We start from the raw sequence: 13752 nt of genomic DNA on the forward strand, positions 1-13752 counted from the left end.
GCACTACATGGACCGCCAGGTGTTGCGGAACACCTGGGCGAGGTTCTCGTCGGTCGCGGGAAGGCAGTGGATGCCGGCGTCGGCGTCGGTGAAGGTCACGACGCGTCCGTGGCCGATGACGTCGAGGATCCTGAAGGGCAGGCTGCGCTCGGGCCGGCCGTCGGGCGTGGTGCCGGCGACGAACACGTCGTGCGCGGCGGCGCGCGGGGCTGCGAGCAGCTCGGCGAGTCGCGTCTCGGCGCTCGGTTCCGCGGCGAACAGGTTCTGGTCCTCGTCCCGCTGCGTGTAGGCCCGTTTCGTGGTGTGCACGGGCGTGATCGACGCGGGCGGGAACGCGGGCAGCTCACCGAGGAAGACGTCGATCACGTGGTCACCGTCGACGGTGACGAGACCGACGGTGCCGCGATCGACCCGCAGGTTGACGGTTTCGCCCCCGGCGGTGGCGACTGCGCCGTCGTGGTTACCGGCCGGGTCGGCGAACTGGCTGCGGCGGTACAGCTGCCGTAGCGGCGTGGCCAGTACGCGAAGGGCGTGACGGAACTCGCGGGTGAGTACCTCGTTGCGGGTGGCGAGGCCGAGGTCGGCCAGTTCGCGCATGCCGCGGCCGGCGACCTCGGAGCCGAGCACCTCGGGGACGTACACCTCGTTGCTGCCGAGCAACGGGTGAGGTTCCCCGAGTTGCTCGAGTTCCCAGATGCGCTCCAGCGTCATCCGCTCGATGACGACGGGCGTGTCGAGGACACCCACCGGCTACTCGCCGATGACGGGCGGTGTGACGACCCGGCCGGTCTCGGGGTCGCGGAGGACCTCGTCGTTCTCGGTGAGGTCGAAGTGCTCGTCGGTGTCGGCGACGTACTTGCGCTGGTGTTCCTCGTTGCCGTTGCCGTTGCCGTTACCGCCCCGGCCTGCGCCGCCCATCATGCCCGCGCCGCCGCGGCCGCCTGCCGCAGTGGTCGAGGCGCTCGTGCCGCCGGGGCTGGTGGGTCCGGCGGATCCGGGGGTTCCAGGGGTCGCGCCGGTCATCTTGCCTGCACCGGGAGCCGCGCCTGCGCCTCCGCCTATGCCGCTGCCTCCGCCCGTGGCGCCCACGCCGGGCACCGGGACACGGCCGCCGCCGCCAACTCCACCGCCGGTGCCGAGACCGGGAGTTCCAGGAGCGCGAGTGCCGACCGGGCCGAAGCCGGGCGGGTTCGGGCCGCCGGGAGCGCCGGTACCGGTGCCTACGGTGCCCGGGATGTTCGACGTCGGGTGGTTCGCCACGGGCGGTACCGCGGTGGACGGCGGCGTGACAGCGGACGTGCCGGTGCTGTCGTCGCCCGGCGCCGGGTAGGTGGGCGTACCGGTGCCGGGCCCGTGGTCGTTCGGCTGTGCGGCGTCCGGTGCGTTGTCGGCTGTAGTGTAGCTGGGTGCCGGCGCGGTCGGATCGGTCGATGTCCGGTGGTTGCCTGTGCTGTCTGCGCTACGGCTGTCGGCGTCGTTGCCGGTGGCGGGAATGTCGATGACGTCTGTGCTCGAGCGCGGACTGTCGATGTCGGCTTCGTGTTTCCTGGCACCCGAGCCGTCGCCCGCGAACTGCGGGACGTCGGGGTACTCCTTGATCAGCGAGCCCTGCAGTTCCGTGGAGTGCCCTTCGAGTTCCTTGAGCTTCTGCTGCGCGAACGCCAGCTGGGCATTGCGCTGGTTGACGAGGCCTTCGGTGTCGGTGTCCCAGGGCGTGGCGTCGTTGAGCAGGTTCGTCTGCGGCTCCTTGTCGGAAATGTCCGGCATCGTATTCTTGGCGGAGTCGTAGGTGGACCCGGCTGCGGCGTTCGTGAACTGGTTCTGGGCGTAGCCCTCGGCGATTTCATCGAGGGCTTTCGTGGCGTCCTTCAGCCTGGTGGACACGATGTCGGAACCCTGGCCGGACCAGGCGCTCTCCAGCTTCTGCAGGGTGCTGGAGATGTCGGTTGCGGCAAGGTTGTAGTCCGAGGCGACGCTGCCGGCCTGGTCGGCCACCTGGTGCCATGGCCCGGAGTTGCCCTGGCGGATGCGGCGGGCGGCCTCGGGAGTCGCCAGGACTCCCGCATCACCGAACAGGTCGTCGAAGACCCCTTTGCCGCTGAAATCGACCCCGTCGAACATGCTCACGACGATTCCCCCTCGTTACGCCTTGGCTTTGAGATTGCTGATGACGTCCTCGGTCAGCCGAGCCGCGCCGGCGCACGGATCCTTGTCGCTGCTGGCGACGACGCTGATGGCGTATTCATTGGCGATGCCGACTGCGACCGTGCAGTCTCGAGAGTCCGTCGACGCCTGATAACGAACCGCCGGGTAGCCGCCGATCGGCTTGATCGCCTCGAACATGTCGACAGTTGGCCGCGTGTTCTTGTACTGAGCGCTCAAGCCCTGGCCGGTACCGGTGTCATAACCAAGTAGGAACCCCGAGGACTGTTCGGGATTGCTCCAGTAGCAGCTCGGGCCGGCTGCAGCTCTGTCCGGCTCGCCTTGGACGACCTTGCCGAGTGCGGCTCTGATCTGGTCCGGTGTCAGTCCCTTGCATGGGTCACCGGATACGACCGATTTCGGGAGTGGGTTGGTGACGGCCGGTGCGCCGCTGTGGGGCAGGTCGGTCGTGGTGTCGGACGAGTTGGAGGACGGCGGTGTCGTCTGCTCGTCCGAGGTCGGTGCTTGGCTGTTGGCTGGACTGGACGGTCCTGGGGCGGGTTCGGCCTGTCCCTCGGATTCGCCGGAACATCCGGCCAGAAGCAGGAGCGCTCCGGCTACGAGTCCAGTGATGGTGCGGGTGGTCACAGGTATCCTTCGCCGGAGTCCTCGCCGCCGGCCTTCTTGACGTCCTTGTCGGCCTGGTCTTCCTGTTCCTCGTTGACGTCGATCACCCGGGCCAGCTTGTCCTTCAGGCTCTGCAACATGTCCCGGAACTGTTCGGTAGTCGCGTGGCCGGCGTCGAAGGCAGTCCGGTCGTTTTGGGTGAACGATGTGCACATGTGCACCTCGGCAGGCGTTCCAATTTGGCGAGCACGGTCCGTCTTCAGCGCCAGCTGGTCGAGGTGCTCCCAGTGCTGGAGGAATTCCTGGTACACGCCGCGGGCCTCGTCCGGGTCGAACTCGACTTTGCCGCCAGGCGCGCCGGGGTCGCTCTCCTTACCGTCCACGACGATGTTCATGTTCGTGAACATCTGCGCGGCTTCGTAGCTGGCCATCATGGCCTGGCCCATCCCGCCGATACCGGCGGCTGTCATGCCGGCCTCCCACTGCGTTTGCGTGGGTTCCTGCGGCGATGCCGTGCCCTGCCCACTGGCGTTGTTCTCGGTCATGATCCGGCCCCTCCCCGAGCCCCAAGAATGCCCACTCACCACGTCTGCCGGGTGATTCTAACGCGCGTTTACTTCGCCGTGTGTCGATTCGACCACACCGCGCATGCTCAGGACCGCGCAGTTGTCAGGACCGCTCCGCACCGCCGGTGGTGGCGGTGACCGTGGACACGTACATGTCGAGCAGCTGCGCATGCGCGTGAGGACGGCGTCGATCGCCCTGTCCTCGGCGAAGGTATCGACCTCCCACAGCATCGGCTCTTCGAACAGGTTCGTGCGGGACGGCAGTTCACCGGGCAGTTCGCGCCGCGCGCGTTCGAACTCGTCGGTCAACTGTCCGCATACGGCCTCGAGTGCGGGGGGAGTCCTCCGGGACGCCTGCGGCTTTCGCCGCTGTTGCCTTCCACACCGCTGCGTCTCCGGCAGCGACGACGGTGAACGCCTCCCGCAGGTCGGTGCTGTGTTCCTTCCACCAGCGATGGAACTCCGCCTGACGTTCCTCCGCCTCCGCGTGGCCGCGCTTCGTCCGTGTCGAACAGCATCCCCATGCGTGGTCCCCTTCCACAGGCGCCAGCGTGATCCGCCGCCATCGTGCCACCGGTTGCCGATATAGCCTCGCGGCATGCCGTTGATCCTCGCCGGGACGCCGCTCGGCGACCGCAGTGACGCCAGCCCCCGTCTCGCGGAGGCGCTGCGGACCGCCGACGTCATCGCCGCCGAGGACACGCGCCGCCTGCGAGCACTGGCGACGGCGCTGGACGTCGCGCCGGTGGCCAAGGTCGTGAGCTTCTACGAGGACGTCGAGAGCGCGCGGTTGCCGAGACTGCTGGAGACCGTCCGGGACGGTGACACCGTGGTGCTGGTGACCGACGCGGGGATGCCGAGCGTGTCCGACCCCGGCTTCCGCCTGGTCGCGGCGTGCGCGGCGGAGGACCTGCCAGTCAGCTGCGTGCCGGGGCCGTCGGCCGTGACGACGGCGCTGGCGCTGTCCGGCCTCGCGCCGGACCGGTTCTGCTTCGACGGCTTCGCGCCCCGCAAACCCGGTGAGCGTACGCGCTGGTTCGCCGAGCTCGCCGAGGAGAAACGTACGACCGTGTTCTTCGAATCGCCGCACCGGTTGGCCTCGCTGCTGGCGGACGCGGCGGAACAGCTGGGGGCCGACCGCCGTGCCGCAGTGTGCCGCGAGCTCACGAAGACGTACGAGCAGGTGCGCCGCGGCACGCTGGGCGAACTCGCGGAGTGGGCCGCCGACGGGGTGCGCGGCGAGATCACCGTCGTGCTGGCTGGCGCCGCGCCACGGGACGTGAGCGTCGCCGACCTGGTCGGGGATGTCACCCGGCGGGTCGAGGCGGGCGAACGCCTCAAGTCCGTGGCGGCGGAGGTCGCGAAGGAGACCGGGGTGTCGAAGAAGGAGCTCTACGACGCCGTCGTGGCCGCTCGGGCGGACTGACCGGCAGCCGGGTCGCCGGTCTCGCGGCCGTCGGGTGGCGAGGCGAGCAGGGTTTCCAGCGGGGCGGCCTTGTCGAGGCATTCGTGCCATTCGGCGCGGGCGTCCGAATCGGCCGTGATGCCGCCGCCGACGCCGACGTGGACCTCACCCGCCGCGATCTCGAACGTCCGGATCGCCACGTTGAGCTCCGTGCCCGCGATCGGCGAAGCGAGGCCGATCGCGCCGGTGTAGAGCCCGCGCGCGACCGGTTCGAGTTCGGCGATCAGGTCCAGCGCACGGATCTTGGGCGCGCCGGTGACCGAGCCCGGGGGGAACGCCGCGTGCAGCAACGACGTGTCATCGCTGGTCGGGGCGAGTGTGCCGACGACCGTCGAGTCGAGGTGCCACACGCCCGGCGCGGGCCGGACGGCGAGCAGTTCCGGCACGTGCACGCTGCCGATCTCGCAGACGCGCCCCAGGTCGTTGCGCACCAGGTCGGTGATCATCACGTTCTCGGCCACGTCCTTGACCGACTCGCGGAGCAGGTGCGCACCGGCGTCGTCCTGCGGGCCACGGCGGGGGCGGGTGCCTTTGATCGGCGTGGACCGCACCGTCGCACCGTGGCGGGAGACGAACAGTTCCGGTGACATCGACACCGCGGCGCCCCATTCTCCGGCGAGGTAGGCGGCGCGAGCCGGGCGCAGACGGCGGGTGCCCTCGGTGAACAGCGCGAGGGGCGAGCCGTCGAAGACACCGGTGAATCGGGTGCAGATGTTGGCCTGGAACACCTCACCCGCTCCGATGGCGCGCACGCACTCGGTGACGGCGCGTTCGTGGTCGGCGCGGGCAGGCCGGTGCAGGGACGTCGCCTGCCAGGTGGGTGCCGCCGGACCTGCGCCGGTGAACTCGGCGGTGGCTGCACCGGCGGTGACTGCATCGGTGCCGGGTTCGCTGGTGCCGGGTTCGCCGGAGGTTGCGCCCGCGAGCAGCTGTCGGAACTCGTCGGGGTCGGCGTCGCCGCCGGGAGTGCCATCGAGGGCTTCGAACCACCATCGACCCTCGGCGTCGAGGCGCAGTACGTGACCGGCCCAGCCCCACGCCGCGGGCGGCAGCGGTCCGTGGCGCCGCGACGGATCGGCCAGGTCGTAGGAGAGGTAGCCCATCCAGCCGCCGCCGACTGCGTCGGACGGTGTCGAGTCGGACGGTGTCGAGTCGGATGGTGTCGAGTCGGGCGGTGTCGAATCGGGCGGGACATCCGCGGACGCGGGATTGCCCGGACCGTCGGTTCCGACAGGGAGCCGGGACGGTGCGGCGAGGGCCCCGGTGAGCTCGGCCTCGGGCTCGAGGTGGACCGATGGTGCGACGACGGCGCGGGAGCCGAACCAGTCGCCGGTCAGAGCGGCGGGCCCCGGTATGCCGTGTTCACGGGCGCGGCGGTCCAGCACGACGAGGACCTGTTCGGGGGACAGGTCGCAGTCGAGTGCCGTTCGCCGTAGCCGCATACCCGACCATTGTCACCCGGTCGGTGGCGGAATCGGACGGGAAGGTGTCCAACGCGACGATCGGGTTCGTTCCGTGTGATCGGCACGGGCGCGGCGGCCCGGTCGCAGCTACGTTCGCGGCATGGACGTCAGGCCCGTGGAGACCGAGCGGATCGCCAAGGTGACCGGGGCGGACTCTGCGAACCGCACCGACGAACGGTTCGCGTTCGCCGCGACCGACCTCGGCATCCTGTGGGATGCGGGCGGCGACAGGGTGTTCGCCCTGTTCGGCGACACCTTCGGCGACGGCTGGGGCGGTCACGGCGCCGGTCCGGCCTCGGCGGACTGGCGCAGCAACGTGCTCGCGTGGTCGAGCGCGCGCGAGCTTTCCGGCGGGTTGCCGTGGGACGGTGTCGTGGCGCGGCCGGGCGGTGGGGCGGCGCAGGTCATCCCCTCGGGCAGGCGGGAGGTGACGGTCGTCCCGAACGGCGCGATCACCGTCGACGGCGTGCATTACGCGCACTACATGTCGGTGCGGGAGTGGGGAAAGCCCGGCCATTGGCGGACGAACCATGCGGGCGTCGCGGTGTCCTACGACGACGGGAGCACGTGGCGCAGACCCCGCTCGGCGCGGTGGCCGAACCGCCACGGCCGTAGCAGGTTCCAGCTCGGCGCGTTCGCCCGCGACGGCGAGTACGTGCTGCTGTTCGGCACCACCAACGGCAGGTACGGAGTGCCGTATCTCGCCCGGGTGCGGCCGTCGGACCTGCTGCGGGTGCGGGCGTACGAGTACTGGGACGGTTCCGGCTGGCGCGGCGACGAGGACGCGACGGCACCGCTGTTCGACGGCCCGGCCGGGGAGATGTCCGTCGGCCACCACCGCGGATGCGGGCGCTGGTTGCTGCTGCACCTCGACGAACCACGCCGCGGCATCGTGATCCGCACCGCGCCCACGCCGACCGGCCCGTGGACCGGGGGCGACGTCGTCGTCTCCGGCGACGAACACCCCGCGATCTACGGCGGATTCCTGCACCCCTGGTCGCTCGACGGGACGTTGGACGACGCGCCCGGCCCGTCCGGCGGGTTCGATGTCTACTACCTGGTCTCGCAGTGGGGCCCGTACAACGTGTTCCTCACCCGGACCCGGTTCGAGATCCGGTAGCGGCTCACAGCAGGACGTCGGTGAGGGTGAAGGGGTAGACGAGCGACGACGTCGCGGCGGGACAGTCCCCCGTGTGCTGGTGGACACCGAGTCTGCTGTGGAACCAGCCGGGGCGGCCCGGGATGCCGTTGCGGCGCACGAGCCACAGCACGACACCGGAATCGGCCCACTTGTCCGGGTGGAACCGGTGCTGCCAGTCCTCGAACTCGGCGTAGACCAGCACCTTGCCGATGCCGGCCTCGCCGCGGATCGTCTTGATCCACGTCTTGACGAACCGATCGTCGATCCCTGCCGCGCGGACGTCGAGCGCGGGCGCGAGCACGCCGGGCGCGAACGCACCGAGTGGTGCGCCCGTGCGCACGACGTGCCGCGCCTGGTCGACGGCTCCGCCTTCCCTGGCCAGGTGGCGGATACCCGCGTGCACGCCCGCGTCGAGTGCGCGCGTGAGCTGCTGGGCCGATCCCGAGTCGCTCCAGTTGAGGTTCTCGGTGACGGTGACCGACGCGAACGTGACGGCCCTGCCACGCAACGCCGGCCAGTCGGGCACGGATTCGCGCAGGTGCAGGCCGACTCCGCTGGCGCCCGCGGGCTCCGTCACGAGTCCCCCTAGCTGCCGGAAGCGATGGTGACGGCCACCCTACGTGCGTTCGCGCACGTCAGACGGCCATCACCCGCGGCGTGTCAGGCGTTCTCGCGGCGGAACGTCCGTGCGCCCCAGAACACGCACAGCGACATCAGAACCACGAGCACGATCGAGCCGGTGAGCATCGCGTCGACGGAGAAGTCGCCGCGGAACCCGGCACGTCCCGCGTCGACGATGTGCGTGAACGGGTTGACCCGCGAGATCGCGTACAGCCAATCCGGCGCCAGGCCGGTCGTGATCGGCACGAGAATCCCCGACAACAGCAGCACCGGCATCATCACCGAGTTCACCAGCGCGGGGAACGCCTCCTCGTTGCGCAGCGTCAGCGCCACCGCGTACGACGCCGACGCCAGTGTCACCGACAGCATCGCCACGATCACCAACGTCAGCAGGATCCCGCCGATCGGGGCCGACAGGTCGAACACGAGGAACGCCAGCATCGTGATGATGACCGCCTGCGCCACCGTGGTCAGCCCGTTGGTCAGGACCTTGCCGAGCAGCAGCGCCACCCGGCTGGCCGGTGTGACGCGGAGCCGTTCGACGACACCGTTGCGCAGGTCCGCCAACAACGAGAACCCCGCGGTCGTCGCGCTGAACAGTGCGAGCTGTATGATGAGCGCGGGTGTGAGGATCGTCCAGCTGCTGCCGGGCGGGAACCCGGGCGTGCTGGTCACGATCCGCTCCATCAGCGGGCCGAACAGCACCAGATACAGCACCGGCTGCATCACACCGATCGCCAGCCACGCCGGGTTCCGTGACAACAGGGTCGCGTCGCGCCGGAAGATCAGCCAGGTGTCACGCAACATGGGTCGGCACCTCGTCCTTCTCGTCGTCGTCCTTCTCGTCGTCGTTGTGGCCGCCGTGGCCGTCGTCGTTGCCGTGCCCGCTGTCGGTCGTGTCGTCGCTGCGGGTGTCGCCGTCGGGGCCGGTCGCTCCGTCGGTGCTCTCGGAGTCGCGGAGGCTGCGGCCGGTGAGGGTCAGGAACACGTCGTCCAGCGTCGGCCGTTGGACCTGCACCGACTGCATCGTGAGCCCCTCGGCGTCGAACGCCCGCAGCAGCGCGGGCAGCGCCGTGTCGCCGCGCGGCACCCGGAACCGCACCTCGCCGGGAAGCGTCGTCAGGTCGTGGGCACCGTCGACCCGGCCGACGATCGCCGCGGCCCTGTCCGTGACGTCGTCGTCGACGCCGAGTACGACGCCGTCGCCGGACACCCGCGCCTTGAGCGCGTCCGGGGTGCCCTCGGCGACGATCTCGCCGCCGTCGATGACGAGGATGCGGTCACACAGGGCGTCGGCTTCTTCGAGGTAGTGCGTCGTCAGGAACATCGTCACGCCCTGCTCGGAGCGCAACGTACGGATGTGTTCCCACAGGTTCGCCCGGCTCTGCGGGTCGAGTCCGGTCGTCGGCTCGTCGAAGAACACCAGCTTCGGTGAGTGGATCAGCCCGAGCGCGATGTCGAGCCTGCGCCGCTGACCGCCGGAGAGCGTCTTCGTCAGCCGCTGGTCCAATCCGGACAGGTCGAGTTGCTCGGTCAGCTCCTTGCCGCGCGCGATCGCGTCGGCCTTGCTCAGCCCGTACAGCCTGCCCTGCAATTCGATCTCCTCGGAGACCTTGCATTCCGGCCCGGTGCCGCCGCCTTGCGCGACGTACCCGATGCGTCCCCGTACGCCGACCGGATCGGCGCGCAGATCGCACCCTGCCACCTGCGCCTCGCCCGCCGTGGGCGTGAGCAGGGTAGTCAACATGCGCAGCGTCGTCGTCTTGCCCGCACCGTTGGGGCCGAGAAAGCCGACGAGCTCGCCCTCGGCGACGTCGATGTCGACGCCCTTCACCGCATCCACGGTGCGCCCGCGCGACGTGAACCGCCGTTGCAGGCCGCGTGCCTTGATCAAGGAAACCCCCGTCGAAAGTGATGTGCGGCTCCGCCGGAGCTTCGTGTGCGGCGGAGTGCCTGAACCCGGCCGAATCGGCCATCGGCATTCACTGTCCTCCGCGGATGCGGGCTAGTCAAATTTGATTAGATGGCGGCGGGTGTGCTGACCTGAGTCTGTCGTGGGGCGATGGAGCGTGCGAGGGGTTTTCGCGCTGGGCTTGTGCGCTGAGCTGTTGCGCTGGGCTTGTGCGCTGGGCTTGTGCGCTGTGCCAGTCGCTGCGGCGGAGCGGAATCAGGACGTGGCTTGATCAGGACATGGCGGTCGGCGCTGCGGAACCGAAGTTGTGGCCTGCGTCGTCGGCCATCACGTACTCGCCCGCGCGCAGCCGCGCGATGAGGCCCGAGGTCCAGGAGATGTCGGCGTCGCAGTGGGCGAGCCACAGCCGGTACAGCTCGTTCACGTGTGCGGGCTGGCCCCATTCGATGCCCTTGTCGAGGACGGTGCCGACGTTCGCGCGCTGGCCCTCGAGCTGGACGAGGCGGTATTCGAGCAGGTCGAGGGCCAGCTGTCGGGGTAGCGCTGTGATGAACACGAGCGCGGCCGAGAACTCGTAGGCACCTCCTGCGGCCCCGTCGACGTCCGCGATGCGCTGCTGCAGCTCGTGCTGGAACGCGTCCTCGCCCGCATCGGTCAGTGTGTACGCGAGCCGGTCGGGGCCTTTGCCCTGCGGCGTCTCGACCTGCTCGAGCAGGCCTTCGAGCGCGAGACGCTTGAGCGCGTGGTAGATCGAACCCGGCTGGACGTTGGCCCACTTGTCGGCCGACCACGACAACAGTTCGCGCCGCACCTGATAACCGTGCGCGCCACCGGATCCGTCATGCATGCGGACCACGCCGAGTACGAGCAACCGCGTCGCCGACACCGCTTCCGGCCTCCGTCCCTGGTCGCCTCCGTGGGATGCACCTTAACGCCCGACACCCGCCCCTCGGGGACGCGCTACGCGCCGCAGTGTTGGCCCACCCGTCGGCCCGGCCCCGCCCCTCAACGAGGTGCTTCGCACCGCAGTGTTGGCCCACCCGTCGGCCCGGCCCCCGCCCCCCAACGTGGCGCTACGCGCCGCAGTGTTCAATTTCAAGTATGAGCACCTCTGTGTTGACCGCGGTGGCCTGGCCTTACGCCAACGGCCCCCGCCATATCGGTCATGTGTCCGGTTTCGGCGTCCCGTCCGACGTCTTCTCGCGCTATCAGCGAATGGCCGGCAACCGGGTGCTCATGGTTTCCGGCACCGACGAACACGGCACCCCGATTCTGGTGCAGGCCGACAAGGAAGGCCTTTCGCCGCAGGAGACCGCCGACAAGTACACGCGCCAGATCACCCAGGACCTGCGCGGCCTCGGCCTGTCCTACGACCTGTTCACGCGCACCACCACCGGCAACCACGCCGATGTGGTGCAGCAGATCTTCCTGTCCTTGCACCGCAACGGCTACGTCGTGCCGAAGACGACCAACGGTGCGGTCAGCCCGTCGACCGGACGCACGCTGCCGGACCGTTACATCGAGGGCACCTGCCCGCTCTGCGGCTACGACGGTGCGCGCGGTGACCAGTGCGACAACTGCGGTAACCAGCTCGACGCCGCCGAGCTGAAGAACCCGCGCTCGCGCATCGACGGCGAGAAGCCGAAGTTCGTCGAGACCGAGCATCTGTTCCTCGACCTGCCCGCGTTCACCGAATCGCTCGGCGCCTGGCTGTCGACGAAGACCGACTGGCGCTCCAATGTCCTCAACTTCACGAAGAACCTCGTCGACGACATGCGCCCGCGCCCGATCACCCGCGACCTCGACTGGGGCGTGAAGGTGCCGCTCGACGGGTGGCGGGATCAGCCGCTCAAACGGTTCTACGTGTGGTTCGACGCGGTCATCGGCTACTTCTCCGCGAGTGTCGAATGGGCACGCCGGATCGGCGACCCGGACGCCTGGAAGCCGTTCTGGACCGACCCGGACGCGCAGTCGTTCTACTTCATGGGCAAGGACAACATCACGTTCCACGCCCAGTTGTGGCCCGCGTTCCTGCTCGGCCACAACGGTCAGGGCGACAAGGGGGGCGAGACCGGTCCGTACGGCACGCTGAACCTGCCCGGCGAGATCGTCTCCAGCGAGTTCCTCACCATGAGCGGGTCGAAGTTCTCGACCTCCCGCGGCACCGTCATCTACGTCGAGGACTTCCTGCGCGAGTTCGGCCCCGACACACTGCGCTACTTCATCAGCGTCGCAGGGCCGGAAACGCAGGACGCCGACTTCACGTGGGACGAGTTCGTGCGCCGCACCAACTTCGAGCTCGCCAACGAGTGGGGCAACCTCGTCAACCGTGCCGTTTCGATGGCGCACAAGAACAACGGCGGCGTACCCGCGCCGACCGCGCCGGCGCCCGCCGACGAGGAGCTCAAGGCACTGTCCCGAGGGGCGTTCGACACCGTCGGCACGCACCTGCGCCACTCGCGGTTCAAGCAGGCGGCCGGTGAGGCCATGCGCGTCGTGTCGGCGGCGAACAAGTACCTGTCCGAGCAGGAGCCGTGGAAGCTCAAGGAGGACCCGGACCGGCGTGACGCGGTGCTGCACACGGCGCTGCAGGTCGTGTCGGACGCGAACGCGCTGCTGACGCCGTTCCTGCCGCACGCTGCGCAGAAGGTCCACGAAGCGCTCGGCGGTACGGGCGTGTGGGCGGCACAGCCGGAGTGTGACGAGGTCGAGGACCTCGACATCCCCGGCCGCACGAACCCGATCCTCACCGGTGACTACGCGAGTGAACAGGCGAGCTGGGAGTCGACTCCCGTCGAGGTCGGCCGCCCGCTGGCGAAGCCGTCGCCGCTGTTCGCCAAGCTCGACGCCTCGCTGGGGGAGACCGGCCCCGAGTGGGCGCCCGTCCAGAGCTGAACCGACCGTCCATACCCAGCTGGGAGAAGACGTGAGCCGGAACAGAAACCGTGACGCGCCGCCGCCGGTGCCGGAGCGCCTGCCTGCGCCGGCGGTCGACGCGCACACGCATCTCGACGCCTGCGGGACCGGGACGCCCGCGGACGTGGCGGCGCTGCTCGACCGTGCCTCCCAGGCGGGCGTCGAGCGCGTGGTCACCGTCGCCGACGACCTCGACGCCGCGCGGTGGGCCGCCGACGCGGCCACGTGGGACGAGCGGGTGTACGCGGCGGTCGCGATCCACCCGACCCGGACGGCGAGCTTCGGCGACACCGAGAAGACCGAGATCGAACGGCTCGTGGCCGGCGACCGCGTCGTCGCGGTCGGGGAGACCGGACTCGACTACTACTGGGACTACTCGCCGCCCGGCGCCCAGCAGGAAGCCTTCCGCTGGCACATCGATCTCGCCAAGCGCGTCGGTAAGCCGCTGATGATTCACGACCGCGAGGCGCACGAGGACATCCTGCGGATCCTCGACGAGGAGGGCGCGCCCGAGCAGGTGGTCTTCCACTGCTTCTCCGGGGAGGCCGACATGGCGCGTCGTTGTGTCGATGCCGGGTACGTGCTGTCGTTCGCGGGCACCGTCACCTTCCGCAACGCCACGGGCCTGCAGGACGCGGCGAAGCTCGTGCCGCCGGAGCAGTATCTGGTCGAGACCGACGCGCCGTTCCTCACGCCCCACCCCTACCGGGGACGCCCGAACGAGTCCTATTGCGCCGGTTACACCGTCCGCGCGCTCGCCGAGCTGCGCGGTGAGCCGGTTGCCGTGGTCGCCGACTCCGTTCGGAGCAATGCCGAGCGTGTCTTCGGTCTCCCGTCGTCGCCCTCAGTCACACCGGCGTGAGCCGACTGCGACAACGGTGCTGCCTCCGATGTCGATC

General features: G+C 69.7%; 13 protein-coding genes. 4 read left to right on the top strand and 9 right to left on the bottom strand.

What is annotated here, in order from left to right; genetic code table 11:
- Positions 1 to 3 precede the first annotated feature (3 nt).
- Genes LY41_RS08520 through LY41_RS08535 form a run of 4 tightly spaced genes read right to left on the bottom strand, consistent with a single transcriptional unit; the run spans position 4 to position 3314 of the window.
- Entirely contained in the window at positions 4 to 747 is a 744-nt protein-coding gene (locus LY41_RS08520) for an ESX secretion-associated protein EspG (protein WP_253863326.1), read from the bottom strand.
- Between the two features lie 3 nt (positions 748 to 750).
- A complete protein-coding gene (locus LY41_RS08525) occupies positions 751 to 2127 on the bottom strand; it encodes a hypothetical protein (RefSeq protein ID WP_253863327.1) in 1377 nt (458 codons plus the stop codon).
- Between the two features lie 15 nt (positions 2128 to 2142).
- Positions 2143 to 2790, bottom strand: coding sequence for a DUF3558 domain-containing protein (locus LY41_RS08530; protein WP_253863328.1), 648 nt, complete (start codon positions 2788 to 2790; stop codon positions 2143 to 2145).
- Positions 2787 to 3314, bottom strand: a complete 528-nt coding sequence (locus LY41_RS08535; protein ID WP_253863329.1) for a hypothetical protein — start codon at positions 3312 to 3314, stop codon at positions 2787 to 2789. Before LY41_RS08535 ends, LY41_RS08530 begins: the two co-directional genes overlap by 4 nt.
- A 619-nt stretch (positions 3315 to 3933) precedes the next feature.
- Here LY41_RS08535 and rsmI point away from each other — a divergent pair.
- Complete coding sequence (gene rsmI, locus LY41_RS08540) at positions 3934 to 4761, top strand: 16S rRNA (cytidine(1402)-2'-O)-methyltransferase (RefSeq protein WP_253863330.1); 828 nt, start codon at positions 3934 to 3936, stop codon at positions 4759 to 4761.
- Here rsmI and LY41_RS08545 read toward each other — a convergent pair.
- A complete protein-coding gene (locus tag LY41_RS08545; protein ID WP_253863331.1) occupies positions 4728 to 6242 on the bottom strand; it encodes an aminodeoxychorismate synthase component I in 1515 nt (504 codons plus the stop codon). The two genes, rsmI and LY41_RS08545, sit on opposite strands and share 34 nt — an antisense overlap.
- Positions 6243 to 6363: 121 nt before the next feature.
- On the opposite strand from LY41_RS08545, the gene LY41_RS08550 reads away from it, so the two are divergent.
- On the top strand, positions 6364 to 7383 hold the full coding sequence (locus tag LY41_RS08550) for a glycoside hydrolase family 183 protein (RefSeq protein WP_253863332.1): 1020 nt from the start codon (positions 6364 to 6366) through the stop codon (positions 7381 to 7383).
- 4 nt (positions 7384 to 7387) lie between these two features.
- Here LY41_RS08550 and LY41_RS08555 read toward each other — a convergent pair whose 3' ends face one another.
- The 4 genes from LY41_RS08555 to LY41_RS08570 form a co-directional block, all read right to left on the bottom strand.
- Positions 7388 to 7981, bottom strand: a complete 594-nt coding sequence (locus LY41_RS08555; protein ID WP_253863333.1) for a GH25 family lysozyme — start codon at positions 7979 to 7981, stop codon at positions 7388 to 7390.
- 83 nt (positions 7982 to 8064) lie between these two features.
- Positions 8065 to 8832 (bottom strand): ABC transporter permease, encoded by a 768-nt coding sequence (locus LY41_RS08560; protein ID WP_253863334.1) that lies wholly within the window; start codon positions 8830 to 8832, stop codon positions 8065 to 8067.
- Positions 8822 to 9919 carry an ATP-binding cassette domain-containing protein gene (locus tag LY41_RS08565; RefSeq protein ID WP_253863335.1) on the bottom strand — a complete coding sequence of 366 codons (1098 nt, stop codon included), beginning with the start codon at positions 9917 to 9919 and terminating at the stop codon, positions 8822 to 8824. Before LY41_RS08565 ends, LY41_RS08560 begins: the two co-directional genes overlap by 11 nt.
- 289 nt (positions 9920 to 10208) lie before the next feature.
- Complete coding sequence (locus tag LY41_RS08570; RefSeq protein WP_253863336.1) at positions 10209 to 10823, bottom strand: PadR family transcriptional regulator; 615 nt, start codon at positions 10821 to 10823, stop codon at positions 10209 to 10211.
- A 215-nt stretch (positions 10824 to 11038) separates the two neighbouring features.
- Here LY41_RS08570 and metG point away from each other — a divergent pair, with 215 nt between their 5' ends.
- Positions 11039 to 12832, top strand: a complete 1794-nt coding sequence (gene metG / locus LY41_RS08575) for a methionine--tRNA ligase (RefSeq protein WP_253863337.1) — start codon at positions 11039 to 11041, stop codon at positions 12830 to 12832.
- Positions 12833 to 12863: 31 nt separating this feature from the next.
- Positions 12864 to 13715, top strand: coding sequence for a TatD family hydrolase (locus tag LY41_RS08580; protein ID WP_253863338.1), 852 nt, complete (start codon positions 12864 to 12866; stop codon positions 13713 to 13715).
- The last annotated feature ends 37 nt before the right edge of the window (positions 13716 to 13752 follow it).

This window comes from Prauserella halophila (genome assembly GCF_024171895.1).
Taxonomy (GTDB): domain Bacteria; phylum Actinomycetota; class Actinomycetes; order Mycobacteriales; family Pseudonocardiaceae; genus Prauserella; species Prauserella halophila.